This window comes from Micromonospora sp. CNZ297 (assembly GCF_007827625.1).
Genome location: NZ_VISU01000044.1, coordinates 1 through 25,818 on the forward strand (window position 1 = coordinate 1; position 25,818 = coordinate 25,818).

Consider the following 25,818-nt stretch of genomic DNA (forward strand, 5'->3'; position numbering starts at 1 on the left):
GAGTGACCGACCACCGCAGCCGGGCTCACCCCGGCGTGCTGCCACACCGCCGCCAGAGCCACACCCACGGCCCACAGCACCGGCTGCACCACCTCGACCCGCTCCAGCCACGACTCATCCTCGCCGGTCAACACCGACACCAGATCGACATCCAGGTACGGGGCGAGAGCCCGCTGGCACTCCGCCAGCCGCGCGTCGAACACGGGCGTACGTCCGACGAGACCGGCGGCCATTCGTGCCGACTGCGCGCCCTGGCCCGGGAACACGAACACCGGGCCCGCGCCGTGGGACGTGGTGGTGTCGGCGACGACGTTGCCGGCCGGCGTCCCGGACGCCACCGCGTCCAGCCCCGCCAGCAACTCCTCCGTGCCCGACCCGACGACAGCGGCACGGTGACCGAACGCCGACCGGGTCGTAGCCAGGGACCAGCCCACCGCCGCCGCGTCGATGTCGCCGCGCTCACGCACGTACTCCGCGAGACGGGCCGCCTGGCCGGCCAGGGCGCCCTTCGACCGTCCCGACAGCGGCCACAGCACCGCGTCGGAGGCCACGAGCCCGGGGCCGGGCTCGGCCGGTGCCACGGACAGTTCGTCGGCCTGCTCGATGATGACGTGGGCGTTGGTGCCGGAGATGCCGAACGACGACACCGCCGCCCGGCGCGGCCGGTCCACCGCCGGCCAGGGCCGCGACTGCGTCGCCAGCTCCACCGCACCGGAGGTCCAGTCGATGTGCGGGGACGGCTCGTCCACGTGCAGCGTCGCCGGGACGAGGCCGTGCCGGATGGCCTGCACCATCTTGATCACGCCGGCCACACCGGCGGCGGCCTGGGCGTGGCCGATGTTCGACTTGATCGAGCCGAGCAGCAGGGGCCGGTCGGCGGGCCGCTCCCGCCCGTACGTGGCGAGCAGGGCCTGCGCCTCGATCGGGTCACCGAGGGTGGTGCCCGTGCCGTGCGCCTCGACCACGTCGACGTCGGCCGTGGTGAGGCGGGCCGACGCCAGCGCCTGCCGGATCACCCGCTGCTGCGAGGGGCCGTTCGGGGCGGTCAGCCCGTTGGAGGCGCCGTCGGAGTTGATCGCCGAGCCGCGCACCACCGCGTAGACGGTGCGGCCCTGCCGGCGGGCGTCGGAGAGCCGCTGCACGAGCAGCATGCCGACGCCCTCGGACCAGCCGGTGCCGTCGGCGGACGCGGCGAACGACTTGCACCGGCCGTCGGCGGCCAGGCCGCGCTGCCGGGAGAACTCGACGAAGGCGGTCGGGGTGGCCATCACCATGACACCGCCGGCGAGGGCCATGTCGCACTCGCCGCGCCGCAGCGCCTGGCCGGCCCAGTGCAGCGCCACCAGCGACGACGAGCAGGCCGTGTCCAGCGACACCGCCGGCCCCTCCAGCCCGAACGTGTAGGCGACCCGGCCGGAGATGACGCTGCTGGTCATCCCGGTCAGCATGTAGCCCTCGGCGGCCTCCGGCGAGTACGCGAGCAGCGAGCCGTAGTCCTGGCCGCTGGTGCCGACGAAGACGCCGGTGCTGCTGCCCCGTACGTCGGTGGGGTCGATGCCGGCGGACTCGAAGGACTCCCAGGTGGTCTCCAGCAGCAGTCGCTGCTGCGGGTCCATGGCCAGGGCCTCGCGGGGCGAGATGCCGAAGAAGTTGGGGTCGAACCTGTCGACGCCGCTGAGGAAGCCGCCGCCGCGGGCGTAGAAGGTGCCGGGGGCGTCGGGGTCGGGGCTGTAGAGGCTGTCGAGGTCCCAGCCACGGTCGGTGGGCAGGTCGCTGATCGCGTCCACGCCGTCGACCACCAGCCGCCACAGGTCGTCGGGCGACCACACGCCGCCGGGCAGCCGGCAGGCCATGCCGATGATCGCGAGGGGCTCGTCGTCGCCGACCGACACGGCGGTCGTCGTGGGTCGCACGGGAACCGGGGTGCCGGCGATCTCCGTACCCAGGAAGGCCGCCAGGTCGTGCGGGGTCGGGTAGTCGAAGACGAGGGTGGCCGGCAGCCGCATCCCGAAGGCGTTGTTGAGCCGGTTGCGCATCTCGACGGCGGTGAGCGAGTCGAAGCCGAACTCGCTGAACGCCCGGCGCGGCTCGATGGCTGCCGGGTCGGGGTAGCCGAGCACGGCGGCGGCCTGGCCCCGGACGATCTCGACCAGCGCGGCGGCCCGCTCGGCGTCGCCGAGCCCGGTGAGCTGCTGCACCAGCGACGCGCCGGTGCTGGCCGCGGCGGCGCGGGCGGGCATACGGATCAGCGCCCGGTACAGCGGCGGGATGGTCCCGCCGGCGAACTGCACCTTCATCGCGGCGAGGTCCAGCCGGGCCGGGACGAGCGCGGCGTCGGTGGTGCGGCAGGCCGCGTCGAAGAGCGCGAGCCCCTCCTCGGCCTCCATGGCGGCGACGCCGGAGCGGGAGATCCGGTTCAGGTGGACGTCGTCCAGCTCGGTGGTCATGCCGCTGCGGTCGGCCCAGAGGCCCCAGGCGAGGGTGAGGGCGGCGAGGCCGCGCGCCTTGCGGTGCTGGGCCAGCCCGTCGAGGAACGCGTTGGCGGCGGCGTAGTTGCCCTGGCCCGGGCCGCCGGCGGTGGCGGCCAGCGAGGAGTACGAGACGAACGCCTTCAGGTCGAGGTCGGCGGTCAGCTCGTGCAGGTGCCAGGCGGCGTCGACCTTGGGCCGCAGCACGCCGTCCATCCGCTCGGGGGTGAGCGAGGAGATGACGCCGTCGTCGCGGACGCCGGCGGCGTGGATGACGGCGGTCAGCGGGTGCTCCGCCGGGATGCCGGCCAGCAGCTCGGCCACCGCGCTACGGTCGGCGACGTCGCAGGCGGCGACGGTGACGCTCACGCCGAGCGCCTCCAACTCGGCGCAGAGCTCCGCGACACCCTCGGCGGCGCGGCCGCGCCGGCTGGTGAGGATCAGGTGCCGGACGCCGTACGTGCTGACCAGGTGCCGGCTCATCAGCCGGCCGAGGGTGCCGGTGGCGCCGGTGATCAGGACGGTGCCGTCGGAGTCGAACGGGGCTGCCGGCGGCTCGGTCGGGGCGGCGACCCGGGTGAGCCGGGCGCCGGCGGCGACGCCCGCGCGGATCACGACCTGCGGCTCGTCGGTCGCGACGGCCGGGACGAGCGCGGCGGCGCAGCCGGCCACGTCGTCGACGTCCACCAGCACGAACCGGTCGGGGTTCTCCGACTGGGCGGAGCGCAGCAGGCCGATCACGGCGGCGCCGGCCAGGTCCGTCAGGTCGGTGTCCCGGTCGGTGGCGACCGCGCCCGAGGTCAGCACCACCAGTCGGGACACCGCGTAGCGCTCCTCGGCGAGGAACTGCTGGAGCACGGCGAGCACCCGGTGGGTCGCCTCGGCGACGGCGCGCGGCACGTCCGCCGACGCGGGCGGGTCGAGCAACGGCAGGACCAGCACGCCGGGCGCGTCCGTCCCGCCGTCCATCGCCGTGGCCAGGGCCGCCAGGTCGGGGTACGCCGCCACGGCCGTGCCGGTGGCGGCGACCGCGTCGGTGAGCGCCGCGGCGTCGCCGATGACCGCCCAGTCGACCGTGGCCGGGCCGGCGGGCAGCGCGAGCGGGGCCCACTCGACCCGGAACAGCGACTCGGTGCCGCCGCCGGAGGCGGTGCGGAGCTGGTCGGCGGAGACCGGCCGCAGGACGAGGGAGCCGACGGAGATGACCGGCGCGCCTGTGACGTCGGTGAGCAGCAGCGAGATGCTGTCGGGGCCGGTGTGCGAGACCCGGACGCGGGCCGCCGCGGCCCCGGCACCGTGCAGGGCGACGTCGTTCCAGGAGAACGGCAGGCGGCCGAATCCGGGGGGCATGCCCGCCCCGGAGGGCTCCCCGGCCGGCGTGGTCAGGCCGAGGGTGTGCAGCGCCGCGTCGAGCAGGGCCGGGTGCAGGCCGTACCCGGCGGCCTCGGCGGCGGGGGCCTCGGGCAGCGCCAGCTCGGCGAAGAGGTCGTCGCCGCGCCGCCAGGCGGAGCGCAGGGCGATGAACGACGGGCCGTAGTCGTAGCCCTGGGCGGCGAGGTTCAGGTAGAGGTCGTCGGTGCCGACCTCGGTCGCGCCCGGCGGCGGCCAGGTGGTCAGGTCGGACCAGCCGGCGGGACCGCTCGGCACGGCCGGACCGCTGGCCAGCACGCCGCTGGCGTTGCGGGTCCAGGCCCGCTCACCCGTGCCCTCGGTCGGCTCGCCGTCCTGGGCGGAGTGCAGCGACACGGAACGGCACCCGGTCTCGTCCGCCGGGCCGATCCAGAGCTGGATGTCCACGCCCCCGGTCTCCGGCAGGATCAGCGGCGACTCCAGGGTCAGTTCGCGGACGTGGTCCGCGCCGACGTGCGCGCCCGCCTGGAGGGCGAGTTCGACGAAACCCGTGCCGGGCAGCAGCACGGTGTCGAACACGACGTGGTCGCAGATCCACGGGTGGGTACGCCGGGCCAGCCGGCCGGTGAAGAGGAAGCCCTCGGCGTGCGCGACGCCGACGGCGGCTCCGAGCAGGGGGTGTTGCGCGGGGCGCAGGCCGACCGCGGTGACGTCGCCGGTCCACCCGGCGCCCGCCTCGGGCCAGTAGCGCTGGTGCTGGAAGGCGTACGTGGGCAGGTCCACCCGCCGGGCGCCGGTCTCGGCGAACCACTGCCGCCAGTCGACTGCGACCCCGTGCACGTGCAGCTCGGCCAACCCGGCCAGCAGCCCGTGCGCCCCGGACCGGTCCTTGCGCTGCACGGCGACGGCCAGCACGACGTCGTCGCCCGGCAGGATCTCGCCGACCATCGCGGTCAGGACGCTGCGCGGCCCGACCTCCAGGAACGTGTCCACCCCCGCCTCGCGCAGGGCGGTGACCCCGTCGGCGAAGCGGACGGCCTCGCGGACGTGGCGCACCCAGTAGTCGGCCGTACGGATCTCGTCGGCGTCGGCCAGCGCACCGGTCACGTTCGACACCACCGGCAGCGACGGCGCGGAGAACGTCAACCCGTCGAGGACGGCGCGGAACTCGGCGAGCATCGGCTCCATCAGCGGACTGTGGAACGCGTGGCTGACGGTCAGCCGGCGCGTACGCACGCCCCGGTCCCGCCAGACTCGCTCCACCTCGTCGAGGGCGTCGACGGCACCGGAGACCACGACCGAGGTCGGCCCGTTGACGGCCGCGATCCCGACCCGGTCGGTCGAGCCGGCGATCGACTCGACCACCGCCACCTCGTCGGCGGCCACCGCGAGCATGCCGCCACCGGCCGGCAGGGCCTGCATCAGCCGGCCCCGCGCCGCCACCAGCGCACACGCGTCGGCCAGCGACAGCACGCCCGCCACGTACGCGGCCGTCACCTCACCGATCGAGTGACCGCCCACGAACTCCGGCGCGATGCCGAACGACTCGACGAGGCGGAACAGCGCCACCTCGACGGCGAACAGGCCCGCCTGCGTGAACACCGTCTGGTCCAGCAGGGCCGCCTCGGCGGAACCCTCCAGCGCGAACAGCACCTCCCGCAGCGGACGCGGCAGCAGCGCGTCCAGGTACACGCACACCTCGTCCAGCGTGGCGGCGAACACCGGGAAGCCCGCGTACAACTCCCGGCCCATGCCGGCGCGCTGCGCGCCCTGGCCGGAGAAGAGCACCGCGAGCGAGCCCCGGCCGCCGGCCTGCCCGGCGACGACCGCGCCGGACGGCTGACCGGCGGCGAGGGCGCGCAGCCCGGCCAGCAGGTCCTCGCGGCCGGTCGCGTGGACCACGGCGCGGTGGTCCAGGGTGGACCGGGAGGTGACCGACGAGAAGGCCACATCCAGGGGGCGCAGGGTCTCGTCGGCGGCGATCCGGGCCGCCCAGCGGGCCGCCTGCGCGGCGAGGCCGGCAGCGTCCCGGGCCGACAGCGGCACCGGTACGACCGGCCGCTCGACCACCGGCACGGCGGCCGACGGGGCCGGCTGCGGTGCCGGGGCCTGCTCCAGGATGGTGTGCGCGTTGGTGCCGGACACCCCGAACGAGGAGACCGCCGAGCGGCGCGGCCGGTCCACCGCCGGCCACGGCGTCGCCTCGGTCACCAGCGAGACGTCGCCGGCTGACCAGTCGACCTCGGGCGTCGGCTCGTCGACGTGCAGGGTGGGCGGTACGACGCCGTGCCGCATCGCCATGACCATCTTGATGACGCCGGCCACCCCGGCGGCCGCCTGCGCGTGGCCGATGTTCGACTTGACCGAGCCGAGCAGCAGCGGCGCGGAGTCCCCCCGCTCCTGTCCGTACGTGGCCAGCAGCGCCTGCGCCTCGATCGGGTCGCCGAGACGGGTGCCGGTGCCGTGCGCCTCGACCACGTCCACGCCGCCGGCGGCGAGGCCGGCGTTGGCCAGCGCCTGCTGGATCACCCGCTGCTGCGACGGCCCGTTCGGGGCGCTCAGCCCGTTGGAGGCGCCGTCCTGGTTCACCGCGCTGCCCCGTACCACGGCGAGGATGGGGTGGCCGTTGCGCTGCGCGTCCGAGAGCCGTTCCAGCACCAGGACGCCGACGCCCTCGGACCAGCCGGTCCCGTCGGCGGCGGCGGCGAACGCCTTGCACCGGCCGTCGGCGGCGAGGCCGCGCTGCCGGGAGAACTCGACGAAGGCGGCCGGGGTGCACATGGCGGTGACGCCGGCGACGATGGCCAAAGTGCACTCCTGCTGCCGCAGCGCCTGGCCCGCGAGGTGCAGGGCGACCAGGGACGACGAGCAGGCGGTGTCGATGGTGACCGCCGGCCCCTCCAGCCCGAAGGTGTAGGCGATCCGGCCGGACACCACGCTGCCGGCGTTGCCGGTCATCAGGTGCCCCTCGAGGCCCTGCGCGGCACCCATCAGCACGGTGCCGTAGTCCTGGCCGGTGCTGCCGGCGAAGACGCCGGTGCGGCTGCCGCGCAGCGAGTGCGGGTCGATGCCGGCCCGCTCCAGGGCCTCCCACGAGGTCTCCAGCAGCCAGCGCTGCTGCGGGTCCATCGCCAGCGCCTCCCGGGGGGAGATCGCGAAGAAGCCCGGGTCGAAGTCGGCCAGGTCGTGGACGAAGCCACCCTGCCGCGTGTACGACGTACCGGCCTGCTCGGGGTCGCTGTCGTAGAGCGACCCGAGGTCCCAGCCGCGGTCGGTCGGGAAGTCGGAGACGACGTCCCGGCCGGACGCGACCACCTCCCACAGGTCCTCGGGCGAGCGCACCCCGCCCGGGAAGCGGCAGCTCATGGAGACGATGGCGACCGGTTCCTGTTCACCGGCTTCCACCTCGCGCAGGCGCTGGCGCACCTGGTGCAGGTCAGCGGTGACCCGCTTGAGGTAGTCGAGAAGCTTCGCCTCGTCAGCCATGGACCGCGCACTCCTTGTGTTGACCCGTCGTCGCAGCAGCGATCACGTCAGGACATCCCCAGCTCGCGGTCGATGAAGTCGAAGACCTCGTCCGGCGTCGCGTCCTGGAGCTTCTCGGCGACGGTGTCGCCGTCCGCCGGGGCATCGGCCTCGTTGAGGGAGGCCAGCAGCGCCCGCAGCCGCTCGGTGATCCGAATTCGGGCGCTGCGGTCCGGCGCCGAGCCGGAGAGCGCCGCTTCCAACCTGTCCAGCTCGCCGAAGACCGGTGCGACCCCGACCACCCCGCCGTCGACGACGGCGGCCCGCACGTACTCGGCCAGCCCGGCGGCGGTCGGGTAGTCGAAGACGACCGTGGCGGGCAGCCGGACGCCGGTCGCCGCGGTGAGCCGGTTGCGCAGCTCCACGGCGGTCAGCGAGTCGAAGCCGAGTTCGCGGAACGCCCGGTCCGGCTCGACGGCGTCCATCGAGGCGTGGCCGAGCACCGCGGCGGCCTGCCCGCGTACCAGCTCCAGCAGGGTCTTGCGTCGTTCGGCGTCGGTCTGCCCGGCGAGCAGGGCGGCCAGGGACTCCGCGGAGACGCCGGTGTCCTCGGCCCGCTCGGCGACGGCCCGCCGCGCCTCGGCCACGCCCGCGATGAGCGGGCTGGGCCGCACGGCGACGAAGCCGGGCACGTAACGGGCCCAGTCGATGCCGGCCACCATCGTCGCCGGCTCGCCCCGCGCGACGCACTGCGCGAGCGCCGTGAGCGCGGGCGCGGTGTCGAGGCGGGCCACGCCGGTACGCCGACGGCGCTCCTCCACGGCATGGTCGGTGGTGGCCATCCCGCCGGCCGCCCAGGGGCCCCAGGCGACCGAGGTGGCCGGCAGGCCCTGCCGGTGCCGCTGCTCGGCGAGGGCGTCGAGGTAGGCGTTGGCGGCGGCGTAGCTGCCCTGACCGGCGGCGCCGAGCTGCCCGGCCAGCGCGGAGAACAGCACGAACGCGCGCAGTTCCCGCCCGACGGTCAGCTCGTGCAGGTGCAGGGCACCGAGCACCTTGGGGCGCAGGACGGTGGCGAGGCGGTCGGCGGTGAGCCCGTCGAGCACCCCGTCCTCGAGGACGCCGGCCGCGTGCACGACGCTGGTCAGCGGCGCGTCGGCGGGTACCTCGTCGAGCAGCTTGGCCAGCGCGGCCCGGTCGGCCACGTCGCAGGCCGCGACGGTCACCCGGGTGCCCGCCCCGGTCAGCTCGCGGACGAGTTCGGCGGCGCCGGGGGCGTCCGCGCCACGGCGGCTGACGAGCATCAGGTGCTCGGCGCCCCGGGCGGCCAGCCAGCGGGCCACCTCCGCGCCGAGCGCGCCGGTGCCGCCGGTGACCAGCGTGGTGCCCGGGTAGCCGGCGTCGTCGGCGGGCGCCTCGCCGCCGGGTGCCCGCACCAGCCGGCGTACCAGGATGGTGGCGCCGTCGACCGCGAGCTGGTCCTCGCCGTCGAGTCCGGCGAGGGCGGCGCAGAGCAGGTCCCAGCCGTGGTCGTCCAGGGTGGCCGGTACGTCGACCAGGCCGCCCCACCGCTCGGGGTGTTCGAGGGCCACGACCCGGCCGAGGCCCCAGAGCAGCGACTGCTCCGGCCGGCTGGGCGTGCCGCTCCGGGTGGTGCCGGCGGCGCCCCGGGTGACGCACCACAGCGGCGCGGCGACGTCGAGGTCGCCGAGCGCCTGGATCAGCGCGAGCGACCGGGCGAGGAACGGCGGCACCGGCTGGGTGTCGTCGACCGGGCCGTCGGCGAGGGCGAGCAGGGACAGCACCCCGTCGACCGGGGCCGGCCCGCCGTCGGCGGTACGGGTGACACCGCTCAGGTGCGCGGTGAGGGCGGCACGGTCGGTCAGGTTCTCCGGCAGCGACACCAGCCGGACATCGGCGCCCCGGCGGGACAGCTCGGCGACGGCGGCCTCGCCCTCCTCCGGGTGCCGTGCGTCGGCGATCACCCACCAGGCGCCGGGGAGAAAGCTGACGGGCGTCCCGGTGTACGGCTGCCAGACGCTGCGGTAGCGCAGGTCTTCCAGGGCGGAGCGGTTGCGCTGCTGGCGTCGCCAGGAGGCGAGCACGGGCAGGGCCGCGCCCAGCCGTTCCAGGGATTCCGTCGCGTCCTGCTCGGTGAGTTCCGCGAGCGCGGCCAGGTCCTCGCGCTCGACGGCCGCCCAGAACGCGGAGTCGACGCCGCTCGGGGTCTCCTCGGCGCCGTCCTGCCGGGTCGCCGCGGTCGGCCAGAAGCGGCTGCGGTCGAAGGCGTACGTGGGCAGTGCGACGGTGCCGGTCTCGGCGAGTACGGCCGTCAGGTCGACGGGCAGGCCGATCGTGTGGGCGGTGGCGAGGTTCGTCAGCAGCCGCGTCGCGTCGTCGTCACCGCGCCGCAGGCTGCCCAGCGTGTGCCCGGTCGCGCCGGCGTCGTCCAGGATCGCCGTGACCGGCATCGTCAGCACCGGATGCGGTGAGATCTCGACGAACGTCGTGTGACCCGCCTCGACGGCCACCCGCACGGCGGCCTCGAACTGGACGGTCTGCCGCAGATTGTCGTACCAGTAGTCCGCCGTCATCGAGGACGGGTCCACCCAGTCCCCGGTGAGGGTGGAGACGAGCCGGACGTTGCCCTGTCGCGGCGTCACATCGGCCAGATCGGCGCGCAACTGCTCCGCGACGTCCTGCACCGCCGCCGAATGCGACGCGTAGTCCACCGGGATCAACCGCGCCCGCACCCCGTCGGCCTGGCACGCCTCCACGAGGTCGGCAACCGGTTGCGGCGGACCCGACACCACGACCGTGGACGGGCCGTTGACCGCCGCGACACCGACGCCCGGGAACGCCGGCAGCCGCTCGGCGACCGCCTCCGCCGACAGGTCGACCGACGCCATCGTCCCGGTGCCCCGCAGTACCGTCAGCGCCCGCGACCGCAACGCGACCGCCTTCGCCGCGTCCTCCAGGCTGAGGATCCCGGCCACGCACGCCGCGCCGATCTCGCCCTGCGAGTGACCGACCACCGCCGCCGGGGTGACCCCGGCGTGCTGCCACACCGCCGCCAGGGCCATGCCGACGGCCCACAGCACCGGCTGCACGACCTCGACCCGCTCCAGCCACGACTCGTCGTCACCGGTCAACACCGACACCAGATCGACGTCCAGGTACGGGGCCAGGGCCCGCTGGCAATCCGCCAGACGCGCGTCGAACACCGGCGTACGACCCACCAAGCCGGCGGCCATCCGCGCCGACTGCGCACCCTGACCCGGGAACACGAACACCGCACCGGTTCCGGAGGCCGTACCCGTGACGAGGTTCCCCGCCGGCGCGCCGGCGGACAGGGCGTCGAGCCCCGCCAGCAACTCGGCCACGGTGGCCCCGACGACGGCGGCCCGCTGGTCGAACGTCGACCGGGTGGCGGCGAGGGACCAGCCCACCGCCGCCGCGTCGAGGTCGGCGTGCGCGCGGACGTGCTGGGCCAGCCGGGCGGCCTGACCGGCCAGCGCGCCCTTCGACCGCCCCGACACCGTCCAGACGACGACGTCGGAGGCCACGAGCCCCGGGCTGCGATCCTCGGCGGCCTCGCCGTCGGGCTCCACGCTCTCGGCGGGGAGGTCCTCGGGCAGTTCGATGATGACGTGGGCGTTGGTGCCGGAGATGCCGAACGAGGACACCGCCGACCGGCGCGCCCGGCCCACGGCCGGCCACGGCCGCGACTCGATCGCCAGCTCGACGGCCCCGGAGTTCCAGTCGATGTGCGGGGACGGCTCGTCCACGTGCAGCGTCGCGGGGACCACGCCCTCGCGCATCGCCAGCACCATCTTGATCACGCCGGCGACACCGGCGGCGGCCTGGGTGTGGCCGATGTTCGACTTCACGGAGCCGAGCAGCAGCGGCTCGTCGCGCTCCTGCCCGTACGTGGCGAGCAGGGCCTGCGCCTCGATCGGGTCGCCGAGGGTGGTGCCCGTGCCGTGGGCCTCGACCACGTCCACGTCGGCCGTGGTGAGGCGGGCCGACGCCAGCGCCTGGCGGATCACCCGCTGCTGCGACGGACCGTTCGGGGCCGTCAGCCCGTTCGACGCACCATCCTGATTGACCGCACTGCCCCGCACGATCGCCAGCACCTCGTGACCGTTACGCCGCGCGTCCGACAACCGCTCCACCACCAGCACGCCCACGCCCTCGCCCCAGCCCGTGCCGTCGGCACCCGCCGCGAACGCCTTGCACCGGCCGTCGGCCGCCAGGCCCCGCTGCCGAGAGAACTCCACGAACAGCCCGGGCGTCGTCATCACGGTCACGCCGCCGGCCAGGGCCAGGTCGCACTCGCCACGCCGCAGCGACTGCACCGCCAGGTGCAACGCCACAAGCGACGACGAACACGCCGTGTCCACCGACACCGCCGGCCCCTCCAACCCCAACGCGTACGCCACCCGACCCGACACCACACTCGCGGCGTTCCCCGTGCCCGCGAAGCCCTCCACCTCGTCCCCCGCCACCATCAGCAGGGCCCCATAGTCCTGACCATTCGTGCCCACGAACACCCCTGTTCGCGAACCCCGAAGAACCCCAGGCTCAACCCCTGCCCGCTCGACCGCCTCCCACGAAACCTCCAGCAACAACCGCTGCTGCGGGTCCATCGCCAAGGCCTCACGGGGGGAAATCCCGAAGAAACCGGCATCAAACTCCGCCGCCTCGTAGAGGAAGGCGCCGCTGCGGACGTATGAGGTGCCGGTGGAATAGGGGTCGGGGTCGTAGAGCTTCTCGACGTCCCAACCCCGATCGCCGGGTAGGTCGGACACGGCGTCACGGCCGGCGTGCAGCATCTGCCAGAACCGCTCGGGGTCGTTCGCCCCGCCGGGGAAGCGGCAGGACATGGCGACGATGGCCACCGGCTCGTCGTCGCCGAGCGTCACCGGGGCGGCCTCGACGGCCACGGCGGCCTCGCCGCCCAACTCCTCGTGCAGGTGCCGGGCGAGCGCGGTCGGCGACGGGTAGTCGAAGACCAGGGTCACCGGCAGCCGCAGCGAGGTGGCGGTGGCGAGCCGGTTGCGCAGCTCCACCGCCGTCACCGAGTCGAAGCCGAGGTCCCGGAACGCGTGGTGCGGGTCGACGGCCTGGCCGTCGGCGTACTTGAGGACCGCGGCCGCCTGGTCGCGGACCAGATCGAGCAGCGCCTGCTGGCGCTCGGCGGCGCTCATCCGGGTGAACGCGCCGGCGGGGCCGGCCTCGTCGGTCTCCTTCGTCTCGGCGAGGCCCTTGGTGGCCTGCAACCGCTGCGCCTCGGGGATCTCCGAGATCAGCGGACCGGGCCGGGTGGCGGTGAACGCGACGAAGAACCGGTCCCAGGCGATGTTCGAGATGGTCAGGAAGGTCTCGTCGTGCTCGACGGCCTGGTGCAGGGCCGCGACGGCGAGGCGCGGGGGCATCTCGGGCGCGCCGTGGCGGTGCAGCATCCGGCCGAACTCGCCGTCGGCCATGCCGCCGCCGCCCCAGGCGCCCCAGCCGATGGAGGTGGCGGGCAGGCCGAGGGCGCGCCGGTGCTCGGCGAGGGCGTTGAGGAACGCGTTGCCGGGGGCGTAGTTGCCCACGCCGGAGCTGCCGACGGTGCCGGCCATCGAGGAGAACAGGATGAACGCGTCGAGGTCCAGCTCGCGGGTCAGCTCGTGCAGGTTCAGCGCGGTCGTGACCTTCGCGCTGAGCGCGTAGTCGACCTGCTCCAGGGTCAGCGAGTTGATCACCGAGTCGTCGAGGACGGCGGCGGTGTGCACGACTGTGGTCAGCGGGTGCTCGGGCGGCAGGTCGGCGAGGACGGCGGCGAGCGCCGACCGGTCGGCGGCGTCGCAGGCGGCGACGGTGACCCGGGCGCCCAGTGCGACCAGCTCGGCCTCGAGGTCGGCGATGCCCTCGGCCTGCCGGCCGCGTCGGCTGACCAGCACCAGGTGCGCGGCGCCGTTGGCGGCGAGCCAGCGGGCCATGTGTCCGCCGAGCGCGCCGGTGCCGCCGGTGACCAGGGCGGTGCCCGACGGTCGCCAGGTGCGCGGGGCGGGGGCGTCACCGAGCGGGGCGTGCAGCAGTCGCCGGCCGAAGGCGCCGGCCCACCGCAGCGCGACCTGGTCCTCGCCGTCGGCGCCGGCGAGGACACGGACCAGCCGTCGGCCGGCCGCGTCGTCGAGTTCGTCGGGCAGGTCCACGAGGCCGCCCCAGCGGTCCGGGTGTTCGAGTGCGGCGACCCGGCCGAAGCCCCAGGTGAGCTGCTGGAGCGGGTGCGGCAGCGGGTCGGCCGGGCCGGTGGCGACGGCACCCCGGGTGAGGCACCACAGCGGCGCGCGGACTCCGGCGTCGCCGAGCGCCTGCACGAGGGTGACGGTGCCGGCGAAACCGACCGGCACCGACTGGTGCGCCGGGGCGGGCGTCTCGTCGAGCGGCAGCAGCGACACGATCCCGGCGGGGCGAGGGCCGCCGTCGGCGAGGTCGCGCAGCCGAGCGGCGAGCGCCGCGCGGTCCGTGCGGTCGGCGTCCAGCGCCAGCGGTACGACGGTGCCGCCGTGCCGCCGCAATGCGTCGGTGCAGAAGTCGGCCTCGGCCGCGCCGGTGTCGTCGGGGCCGGTGAGCAGCCACCAGGTGCCGGTGGCGGCCGGCTCGCCGGAGGCGTCGGGAGCGACGGGCGTCCAGTTGTCCCGGTACCGCCAGGAGTCCACGGTGGCCTGGTCGCGGTGCCGGCGACGCCAGGCGGCGAGCACCGGCAGCACGTCGGCGAACGCCGTCTCCGGGACGGGCCGCGACTCGGCCGTGGCGGAGAGTTCGGCCGTGAGCGCGGTCAGGTCCTCCGCCTCGACGGCCGCCCAGAACCGGGCGTCGACCTCGTCGTCGGCCACGGGACCGGCGGCCGCGGGGGCGGGCGCGGTTGACGGCTGCGGCCAGTAGAGCTGCCGCTGGAACGGATACGTGGGCAGGTCGAGACGACGCCCGGCGAGGCCGGCGAAGGCGGGCCGCCAGTCCACGGCCGTACCCCCGGCCCAGACCTCGGCCAGGGCGCGCAGGAAGCGGCCGAGGCCGCCCTCGCCCCGGCGCAGGCTGCCGGTGACGGTGACCGCGTCCGGGTCGGCGGCGGCCAGCTCGACGCTCTCCTGCACGGCCATGGTCAGCACCGGGTGGGCGCTGACCTCGACGAAGGTCTGGTAGCCGGCGGTGACGAGGCTGCGTACCGCCTCGTCGAAGCGGACGGTCTGCCGCAGGTTGCGGTACCAGTAGTCGGCGTCGAGGGCGGCGGTGTCGAGCCAGTCGCCCTCGACTGTGGAGCGGAACCGGACCTCGCCGGTGCGGGGCCGCAGCCCGGCGAGCAGTTCCAGGAGCTGCTCCCGCAGCTGCTCGACGTGGGCGGAGTGGGAGGCGTAGTCCACGGGCACGCGGCGCACCCGCACCTCGCGGGACTCGTAGTGGGCGACGAGCTCGTCGAGGGCGGCGCCGTCGCCGGAGACCACGACGGAGGTGGGTCCGTTGACGGCGGCCAGGGCGATGCGGCCGGCCCAGCGGGCGATCGTCGCGGTGGCCTCGTCGGCGGTGGTGGCGACCGAGACCATGCCGCCGTCCCCGGCGATGCCGGCGATGATCCGGCTGCGCAGCGCGACCACGGCCGCCGCGTCGTCGAGGGTGAGGCCACCGGCGACGTACGCGGCGGCGATCTCGCCCTGGGAGTGCCCGACGACGGCTGCGGGGCGCACCCCGTACGACTCCCAGAGCGCGGCGAGCGAGACGCTGACCGCGAACAGGGTGGGCTGCACGACGTCGACGCGCTCCAGCGACGGGGCGTCGGGCGCGCCGCGCACCACGTCGGCTGGCGACCAGTCGACGTACGGGCGCAGCGCCTCGGCGCAGGCGGCGAACGTCTCCGCGAAGACGGGGGCGGTGTCGAGCAGCTCGGCGGCCATCCCGGCCCACTGCGAGCCCTGGCCCGGGAAGACGAACGCGACCTCGCCCGGCGTGCCGGGGACGCGGGTGACGGTCTGCGGGCCGGGCCGGCCGGCGGCGAGCGCGTCGAGGGACGCGGCCAGGTCGTCGCGGTCGGCGGCGAAGACGACGGCCCGGTGGTCGTGCGACGCGCGGGTGGCGGCCAGCGACCAGCCGACGTCGGCGAGCGCGTCGTCGTCCACTGTGCCGAGGTGCTCGCGCAGGTCCCGGCTGCGGGCGGTGAGGGCGTCGACGGTGCGCCCGGAGAGGACCCAGGGCAGTTCCCCGGTCGGCACGTCGGCTGCCGGTCCGGGCTCCGGCTCGTCGGCGGGGGCCTGTTCGAGGATGGTGTGCACGTTGGTGCCGCTGATCCCGAACGAGGAGACGGCGGCGCGGCGTACCCCGTCGGCGGGCTCCCACGGCCGGGCGGAGGTGAGCAGCTCGACGCTGCCGGCGGTCCAGTCGACGTGCGGGGTGGGCTCGTCCACGTGCAGGGTGGGCGGCAGCACCCCGTGCCGCATCGCCAGGACCATCTTCATCACCCCGGCCACACCCGCCGCGGCCTGGGTGTGCCCGATGTTCGACTTGATCGAGCCGAGCCAGAGCGGCCGGTCGGCGGGCCGGTCCTGGCCGTACGTGGCGATGAGGGCCTGCGCCTCGATCGGGTCGCCGAGGGTGGTGCCGGTGCCGTGCGCCTCGACGGCGTCCACCTGCTCGGCGGTGAGTCCGGCGTTGGCGAGGGCCTGCCGGATCACCCGCTGCTGGGCGGGGCCGTTGGGTGCGGTCAGGCCGTTGGAGGCGCCGTCCTGGTTGACGGCGCTGCCGCGCAGCACGGCGAGGACCGGGTTGCCGTCGCGGCGGGCGTCGGAGAGCCGCTGGAGCACCAGCAGGCCGACGCCCTCGCCCCAGCCGGTGCCGTCGGCGGCTCCGGCGAACGGCTTGCACCGGCCGTCGGCGGCGAGGCCGCGCTGGCGGGAGAAGCCGACGAAGATGCCGGGGGTGGCCATCACGGTGGCGCCGCCGGCCAGGGCGAGGTCACACTCGCCCGTCTGGAGGGCCTGCGCGGCCAGGTGCATCGCGACCAGCGACGACGAGCAGGCGGTGTCGACGGTGACGGCCGGGCCGTGCAGCCCGAAGGTGTACGCCAGCCGTCCGGAGATGACGCTGGCGGAGGTGCCGGTGGCGAGGTAGTTCTCGTCGACGTCCCCGGTCGCCATCAGCAGCGAGCCGTAGTCCTGGCCGTTGGTGCCGACGTACACGCCGGTGCGGCTGCCGCGCAGGGCGGTCGGGTCGATCCGGGCCCGCTCGAACGCCTCCCAGGTGGTCTCCAGCAGCAGCCGCTGCTGCGGGTCCATGGCGAGGGCCTCGCGGGGGCTGATGCCGAAGAAGGCCGGGTCGAACTCGCCGGCTCCGGCGACGAAGCCGCCCTCCCGGACGTAGCTGGTGCCGAGGTGCTCGGGGTCGGGGTGGTACAGCTCGGCGAGGTTCCAGCCGCGCTCGCCGGGCATCAGGCTCAGCGCGTCGGTGCCGGTGGCCAGCAGGTCCCAGAGCTGCTCGGGTGAGGTGACGCCGCCGGGGAATCGGCAGCTCATGGCGACGATGGCGATCGGTTCGCGGTCGCGGCCGGTGCCGTCGGCGACCACCTCGCCGGTGGTGTGCCCGGCGGTGAGGCCGTGCAGGTGGGCGGCGAGTTCGGCGACCGTGGGGTGGTCGAAGACCAGCGTGGCGGGCAGGGTCATACCGGTCTCGGCGGTGAGCCGGTTGCGCAGCTCGACGGCGGTGAGCGAGTCGAAGCCGAGGTCGCGGAAGGTGCGCTCGGGCAGCGGCCGGCCGGCCGGGTAGCCGAGCACGACGGCGGCCTGGGTGCGTACGAGGTCGGCGAGCTGCGGCAGGGACCGGCCGACCACCACGGCGCGGGCGGGACCGGTGGGCACGGCGGGCACCCCGGGCAGGGCGGCGATCAGTGGCGTCGGGCGGCCCCAGGAGGCGGCGAGGCGTCCCCAGTCGACGGCGGCGACGGTGACGGCCGGATCGGCGGTGTTGACCAGCCGGCCGAGGGCGGTGACGGCCTCGGCGGCGGGGAGCGCGTCGACGCCGCCCCGGGCGAGCCGGGCGGTCAGCGCGGCGGCCATGCCGTCCTCGGCCCAGGCGCCCCAGGCGATGGCGGTGCCGGGCAGGCCCTGGTCGCGTCGCCAGGCCGCGAACGCGTCGAGATAGGCGTTGGCCGCCGCGTAGTTGCCCTGTCCGGCGCTGCCGATGATCCCGGCGAGGGAGGAGAAGAGCACGAACGCGTCGAGGTCGCGGTGGGCGGTGGCCTCGTGCAGCACCTGGGCGGCGCGGACCTTGCCGTCGAGGACGGTCTGCATCCGGCCCAGGTCGAGCCCGTCGAGGACGCCGTCGTCGATCACGCCGGCGGTGTGCACGACGGCGGTCAACTCCGGCAGGCCGGCCACGAGGGCGTCGACGGCCGCCCGATCGGTGACGTCGCACGCCACCACGCGTACCGCGCCCAACTCGTCGACCAGCTCGGCCGCGCCCGGCGCCGCCGGACCCCGCCGCGAGGCCAGCACCACCTCGGCCGCCCCGTTGGCCAGCAACCAGCGCGCCACGTGCCGGCCCAGGGCACCCGTACCGCCGGTCACCAGCACCGTCCCGGTAGGCCGCCAACCCGCACCCGCGGGCGGCGCGGCCGGCACCAGCCGCCGGCCGAAGACGCCCTGCGGGCGGATCGCCACCTGGTCGTGGCCGGCGTCGGCGAGGACGGCGAGCAGCGCGTCCGCCGCGGTGCGCTCGGCGCGGGCGGGCAGGTCGATCAGGCCGCCCCAGCGGTCGGGCTGTTCGAGCGCGACGACCCGGCCCAGGCCCCAGGCCAGGGCGGGCCAAGGGTCGGTGAGGGTCTCGCCGGCCCCGACGCGCACGGCGCCCCGAGTGAGGCACCAGAGCCGGCCGGGCAGGCCGGCGTCGGCGAGCGCCTGGGTGAGGGTGAGCAGCAGCGCGGCGCCGACGGAGACGGCCGGGGCGTCCGGCAGCGCCCGGTCGGTCGCGGGGAGCACGCAGAGCACGCCGGTCCAGCCCTGCTCGCCGTGACCGCGCAGCAGCCCGGTCAGCTCGGCACGGTCGACGCCGGGGGCGACGGTGAGCGTGTCGACGTGGGCGCCCGCGCCGGTCAGCGTGCCGGCCGCCCCGGCGTCGTCGGCGTCGGCGGTGACGACCAGCCAGCGGCCGGTCAGCGCGGGCGCGGCGGCGGGGCGTACCGGCTCCCAGTCGATCCGGTACGTCCAGCCGTCCACCACGGCGTCGCGCTGCCGGGCCCGTCGCCACGACGAGAGCACCGGTACGGCCGGGGCGAGGGCCTCGACCGCGGCGGGGTCGTCCTGCACGGCCAGGTGGGCGGCGACCCCGGTCAGGTCGCCGCGCTCCACGGCCGCCCAGAAGTCCCCCTCGGCGGCGTCGCCCGGCGCGGCCGTCACGGCGGTGCCGCCGGCCTCGGGCCAGTAGCGCTGGTGCTGGAAGGCGTACGTGGGCAGGTCCACCCGCCGCGCGCCGGTGTCGGCGAACCACTGCTGCCAGTCGACTGCAACCCCGCGCACGTGCAGCTCCGCCAGCCCGGCCAGCAGCCCGTGCGCCTCGGGCCGGTCCCCGCGCTGCGCCGGCACGGCGAGCACGCCAGCCCCGTCCGACAGGGCGTCGCCGACCATCGCGGTCAGTACGCTGCGCGGCCCGACCTCCAGGAACGTGTCCGCCCCGGCGGCGCGCAGCGCGGTGATTCCGTCGGCGAAGCGGACGGCCTCGCGCACGTGACGCACCCAGTAGTCGGCGGTGCGGATCTCGTCGGCGTCGGCCAGCGCACCGGTCACGTTCGACACCACCGGCAGCGACGGCGCGGCGAAGGTGAGCTTGTCGAGCACCGCGCGGAACCGGGCGAGCATCGGCTCCATCAGCGGACTGTGGAACGCGTGGCTGACGGTGAGGCGGCGGGTGCGTACGCCCCGGTCCCGCCAGACCCGCTCCACCTCGTCGAGGGCCTCGACGGCGCCGGAGACCACGACGGCCTGCGGACCGTTGACCGCCGCGATCCCCACGCCGGCCAGCCCGTCCAGCGTGGCCGCCACCTCGGCCTCGGTGGCCGCGACGGCCAGCATCCCACCCCCGGCGGGCAGCGCCTGCATCAACCGGCCCCGCGCCGTCACCAGCGCGCAGGCGTGCTCCAGCGACAGCACCCCGGCCACGTACGCGGCCGTGACCTCGCCGATCGAATGACCGCCGACCAGGTCGGGGGCGACGCCGAAGGACTCCACCAGACGGAACAGCGCCACCTCGACCGCGAACAGACCGGCCTGCGTGAACACCGTCTGGTCCAGCAGGCCGGCGTCGGCCGAGCCGTCGGCGGCGAAGAGCACCTCACGCAGGGGGCGCGGCAGGGCTCGATCCAGGTGCCCGCACACCTCGTCGAGGGCGGCGGCGAACACGGGGAACTCGGCGTACAACTCCCGGCCCATGCCGGCGCGCTGCGCGCCCTGACCCGAGAAGAGCACCGCGAGCTGGCCGCGCGGCGCCCCGGCACCGGTCACGACGGTACCGGCCGGTTCCCCGGCGGCAAGGGCGCGCAGCCCCGCGAGCAGGTCGTCGCGGCCGGTCGCGGACAGCACGGCCCGACGGTCCAGGGTGGAGCGGGAGGTGACCGACGAGAAGGCCACGTCGAGCGGGCGGAGGGTCTCGTCGGCGGCGAACCGGGCGGCCCAGCGGCCGGCCTGCGCGGCGAGCGCGGCGTCGGAGCGGGCGGAGAGCAGCACGGGGGCCACTGTGCGGGCCTGCGGCGTGGTCGGCTCGGCCTCGACCTCGGCGGGAGCCGGGGCCTGCTCGATGATGGTGTGCGCGTTGGTGCCGGACACGCCGAACGACGACACGGCGGCCCGGCGCGGCCGGTCCACGGCGGGCCAGGGCGTCGCGGCGGTGGCGAGGGTGACCGCCCCGGCGGTCCAGTCGATGTGCGGGGACGGCTCGTCGACGTGCAGGGTGGGCGGCACGACGCCGTGCCGCATCGCCATCACCATCTTGATCACACCGGCCACGCCGGCGGCGGCCTGCGTGTGCCCGATGTTCGACTTGACCGACCCGAGCAGCAGCGGCGCGGCCTCGTCGCGGTCCTGCCCGTACGTGGCCAGCAGCGCCTGCGCCTCGATCGGGTCGCCGAGCCGGGTGCCCGTACCGTGCGCCTCCACCACGTCGACCTGCTCGGGCGTGAGGCGGGCGTTGCCCAGGGCCTGGCGGATGACGCGCACCTGGGAGGGGCCGTGCGGGGCGCTGAGCCCGTTGGACGCGCCGTCCTGGTTGACCGCGCTGCCGCGTATCACGGCGAGCACCGGGTGGCCGTGCCGCTGCGCGTCGGAGAGCCGGGTGAGCAGCAGGATGCCGATGCCCTCGGACCACGAGGTGCCGTCCGCGCCGGCGGCGAACGCCTTGCACCGGCCGTCGGCGGCGAGGCCGCGTTGCCGGCTGAAGCCGACGAAGACCGCCGGGGTGGGCATCACCGTCACGCCGCCCGCGAGGGCCAGCTCGCAGTCGCCGTTGCGCAGGGCCTGCGCGGCCAGGTGAAGGGCGACGAGCGAGGACGAGCAGGCGGTGTCGACGGTGACCGCCGGCCCCTCCAGCCCGAGCGTGTACGCGACGCGGCCGGAGATGACGCTCGTGGCGTTGCCGGTGAGCAGGTGCCCCTCGCCGTTCTCGGCCTGCGCCATCATGCCGTCGTAGCCGTGCGACGACGCCCCGACGAAGACGCCGGTGCGGCTGCCCCGGACGGCCGGCAGCGGCAGCCCGGCCCGCTCGAACGCCTCCCAGGACGTCTCCAGCAGCAGCCGCTGCTGCGGGTCCATGGCGACGGCCTCGCGGGGCGAGATGCCGAACAGGTCGGCGTCGAAGTCGGCGGCGGAGTAGACGAAGCCGCCCTCGCGCACGTAGCTGGTGCCCGGGTGGTCGGGGTCGGGGTGGAAGAGGCTCTCCAGGTCCCAGCCCCGGTCGGCGGGGAACGGCCCGATCCCGTCGCCGCCGTCGTGCACGAGGTGCCACAGCGCCTCGGGGCTGTCGACCCCGCCGGGGTAACGGCAGCTCATCGCCACGATGGCGACGGGCTCGGCGTCGCGGGCCTCCAGCTCGCGCAGCCGACGCCGGGTACGCCGCAGCTCCGAGGTCGTACGCTTCAGGTACTCGACGTACTTCTCGTCCTCGTTGCTCACCGTGGACCTACCTCACTCGGCATGCCGATGTCGTTGCGGCTGGTGGTCACGACGTCTCCAGCTCGCGGTCGATCAGGTCGAAGATGTTCGCGGCCGTGGCCGACTCCAGGTCGTCGTCGCCGTCCGCGTCCGCCTGCCGCTCGGTCAGCCGGCCCAGCAGGCCGTGCAGCCGGTCGGTGATCCGGCGGAACTCGTCGTCGGCCGGGTCCAGCCCGACGAGCGCCGCCTCCAGCCGGTCGAGTTCCCGGCCCGCCCCCGACGGCTCGCCCGCCGAGGTCGCCGGGACGAACTGCCCGCCCAGGTGGGCGGCGAGCGCCTCGGGCGTCGGGTTGTCGAAGACCAGCGTCGCCGGCAGCCGCAGCCCGGTGGCCGCGCCGAGCCGGTTGCGCAGCTCGACGGCGGTGAGCGAGTCGAAGCCGAGTTCCCGGAACGCCCGGGTCGGCTCGATGCCGGCCGGGTCGCCGTGGCCGAGGACGACCGCCACGTGCGACAGCACCAGGTCGCGCAGGGCGCGTGCCCGCTTGTCGTCGGGCAGGGCGCGCAGCGTCTCGGCGTACGCCTGCCCGTCGGTGGCCGCACCGGCCGCGGCCCGGCGGCCGGCGGCGCGGACCAGGTTGGTCAGCAGCGGGTGTACGGGCGACCCGGGCGCGGCCACGCCGGTGACGATCTTCGCGGGCATGAGGGTCGCCCGCTCCGAGTGCCAGACCGCGTCGAACAGGGCGAGCCCCTCGGCGTCGGAGAGGGCGGCCATGCCGCCCCGGTCGAGGCGGCGGATGTCGGCCGAGTCGAGGTGACCGGTCATGCCGCTGGCCTGCGCCCAGCGGCCCCACGCCAGCGCGACGGCCGGCAGGCCGAGGGCCCGCCGGTGCTCGGCGAGGGCGTCGAGGAACGCGTTGCCGGCGGCGTAGTTGCCCTGGCCGGGACCGCCGAACACGCCCGCGGCGGCGGAGAAGAGCACGAACGCGCTCAGCTCGTGGCCGAGGGTGGCCCGGTGCAGGTTCCACGCCACGTCGACCTTGGGCCGCAGCACCGCGGCGAGGCGGTCGGGGGTGAGCGACTCGACGGTGGCGTCGTCGAGGACGCCGGCGGCGTGCACGACGGCGCGCAGCGGGTGGCGCCGGTCCACCGTGGACAGCACGTCCGCCACGGCGTCCGGGTCGGCCAGGTCGGCGGCGACGATCGACACGTCCGCGCCGAGGGCCTTGAGGTCGGCGAGCAGGTCGTCGGCGCCCTCGGCGTCCGGGCCGCGCCGGCTGACCAGCAGCAGTTGCCGGGCGCCGTGCGCGGTGACCAGATGCCGGCAGAGCAGCGCGCCGAGGGTGCCGGTCGCCCCGGAGACCAGGACCGTGCCGTCGAGCCGGGGCGTCTGCGGGATACTCAGGGCGAGCTTGCCGACGTGCCGGGCCTGGCTGAGGAAGCGGAACGCCTCGGGGGCGCGCCGGACGTCCCAGGTGCGCCGGGGCAGGGGCCGCAGCGCACCGGCGGCGAAGAGCGCCATCAGTTCGCCCAGCATCGCGCCGATCTTCCCGGGGCCAGCCTCGATGAGGTCGAAGACCTGGTAGCTGACGCCCGGGTGGTCGGCGGCGACCTGCTGCGGGTCGCGCTTGTCGGTCTTGCCCATCTCGACGAACCGGCCGCCGTCGGCGAGCAGCCGCAGCGACGCGTCGACGTACTCGCCGCGCAGGGCGTTGAGCACCACGTCGACGCCCCGGCCACCGGTGCGGTGGGCGAACTCGTCGGCGAAGTCGAGGCTGCGGGAGGAGGCGAGGTGCGCGTTGTCGAAGCCGGTGGCGCGCAGCGCCGGCCACTTGCCGGGGCTGGCCGTGCCGTAGACCTCCGCGCCGAGGTGGCGGGCGATCTGCACGGCGGCCATGCCGACGCCGCCGGCCGCCGCGTGGACGAGCACTGACTCGCCCGCGCGCAGCCGGGCCAGCTCCACCAGCCCGTACCAGGCGGTCAGGAAGACCACGGGCACGGCGGCGGCGTCGGTGTAGGACCAGCCGTCGGGGATGCGGGTGAGCAGTCTGCGGTCGGTGACCGCCGCCGAGGAGAACGAGCCGGAGAAGATGCCCGTCACCCGGTCGCCGGGGGCGAGGTCGGTGACGCCCGGCCCCACGCCGAGCACCACGCCGGCGCCCTCGTTGCCCAGCACCTCCTGGTCGGGGACCATGCCGAGGGCCAGCACCACGTCGCGGAAGTTCAGCCCGGAGGCGCGCATCCCGACCAGGACGTGGCCCGCCGGCAGCTCCCCGGCCGTCTCGGGGCCGGGCAGCAGGGCGAGGTTCTCCAGCGTGCCCTTCTCGGTGACGTCGAGGCGCCATGGCACCTCGCCGGCGGGCAGCGGCAGCACCCCGGCGTCGCGGGCCCGGGTCAGCCGCGGCACGAGCGGCGCGCCGTCGCGGAGCGCGAGCTGCGGCTCGCCGGAGGCGACGGCCGCCGGGACGGCCGCCAGGGAGGCGGCGTCGTCGTCGGTGTCGAGCAGCGTGAACCGGCCGGGGTGCTCGGACTGCGCGGAGCGGACCAGTCCCCACAGGCTCGCCCGGGCCAGGTCGCGGGGGGCCTCGCCCGGGGCCGCGCCGACCGCGCCCCGGGTGTGCAGGACCAGCCGGGACCGCTCCAGCCGGGACTCGCCCAGCCACTGCTGCACCAGCGCGAGCGCGTCGCGGGCCGCGTCGTGCGCGGCCTCGCCGGCCCGCTGCGGGTCCGGCTCCGCGCCGGAGCGCAGGTCCAGCACCATATCGGGTACGTCCCCGGACTCCTCGATCTCGGCGACCAGCGCCGCCAGGTCGGCGTGGGACCGCACCGGGTGCCCGGCGGCGGTGAGCGCACCGGTGAGGCCGAGGGTGTCGTCGCCGAGCAGCGCCCAGCTGACCGTCTGCCCCGCCGCCGCGTCGGCACCCGGCAGCGGCGTCCAGTCCAGGTGGAACACCGAGGTGCGGCGCAGCGCGGCCGCCTCGTCGGCCCGGCCCGCGGCGACGGGGCGGAACGTCAGCGACTCGACGGTGGCGACGGGCTGGCCGGCGGTGTCGGCGAGGGTGACCGCGACGGTGTCCGGGCCGAGGGAACGCAGCCGCGCCCGCAGCCGGGTGGCCCCGTGGGCGTGCAGGGCGACCGAGCGGAAGGCGAACGGCATCCAGCCCGCCCCGGAGGTGTCCGCCGGGTCGCCGAGCAGGGCGGTGACCCCGCTGGCCTGCAGGGCCGCGTCGAACAGGGCCGGGTGCAGCCCGAAGCGGGACGCGTCGGCGCTCGCCTCCTCGGGGAGGGCCACCTCGGCGTAGACCTCGCCGTCGCCGCGCCACACCCGGCGCAGCCCTCGGAAGGCGGGGCCGTAGCCGAGGCCACCCTCGGCCATCTGTGCGTACCAGGCGTCCAGGTCGGCGTCGATCTCGACGGCGCCGGCCGGCGGCCACTGCCCTGGTACGGCGGCCGGGTCGGGCAGTTGCGGCAGCAGGAGGCCCTCGGCGTGCCGGGTCCACTCGGCGTCGGCGTCCTCCTCGGGGCGGGAGTGCACTGTGACGCTCCGCTCGCCGGTGTCGGCGGGCGGGCCGACGCGTACCTGCACCTGCATCGCGCCGGTCGCGGGGAGCACCAGCGGGTTGATCAGCGTCAGGTCGCCCACCTGGCCGGCGTCGACCTCGTCGCCGGCCCGGACCACCATGTCGACGACGCCGGTGCCGGGGACGATCACTGCCCCGCCGACGGCGTGGTCGGCCAGCCACGGGTGGGTACGCACCGACAGCCGCCCGGTCAGCACCACCGTCCGGTCGTCGGCGACGGGTACGGCCGCGCTGAGCAGCGGGTGCCCGATGTCCTGAAGGCCGGCGGAGCCGACGTCACGTACGCGGTGCGCGGGGGCGTCCAGCCAGTAGCGTCCGTGCTCGAAGGCGTACGTGGGCAGTGCGACGGTGCCGGTCTCGGCGAGTACGGCCGTCAGGTCGACGGGCAGACCGATCGTGTGCGCGGTGGCCAGGTTCGTCAGCAGCCGCGTCGCGTCGTCGTCACCGCGCCGCAGGCTGCCCAGCGTGTGCCCGGTCGCGCCGGCGTCGTCCAGGATCGCCGTGACCGGCATCGTCAGCACCGGATGCGGGGAGATCTCGACGAACGTCGTGTGACCCGCCTCGACGGCCACCCGCACGGCGGCGTCGAACTGGACGGTCTGCCGCAGATTGTCGTACCAGTAGTCCGCCGTCATCGAGGACGGGTCCACCCAGTCCCCGGTGAGGGTGGAGACGAGCCGGACGTTGCCCTGTCGCGGCGTCACATCGGCCAGATCGGCGCGCAACTGCTCCGCGACATCCTGCACCGCCACCGAATGCGACGCGTAGTCGACCGGAATCAGGCGGGCC

The 25,818-nt window shown here is 75.7% G+C and carries 3 protein-coding genes; all 3 read right to left on the reverse strand.

The features are described from left to right. On the reverse strand, positions 1–7,304 hold a 7,304-nt coding region (locus FB454_RS33660), incomplete at its 3' end, for a type I polyketide synthase (RefSeq protein ID WP_145824202.1). Between the two features lie 47 nt (positions 7,305–7,351). Next, positions 7,352–21,472 carry a type I polyketide synthase gene (locus FB454_RS33665; RefSeq protein WP_145824203.1) on the reverse strand — a complete coding sequence of 4,707 codons (14,121 nt, stop codon included), beginning with the start codon at positions 21,470–21,472 and terminating at the stop codon, positions 7,352–7,354. Positions 21,473–21,518: 46 nt separating this feature from the next. Continuing rightward, positions 21,519–25,818, reverse strand: a 4,300-nt coding sequence (locus FB454_RS33670) for an SDR family NAD(P)-dependent oxidoreductase (RefSeq protein ID WP_145824204.1), incomplete at its 5' end; no start/stop codon positions are given.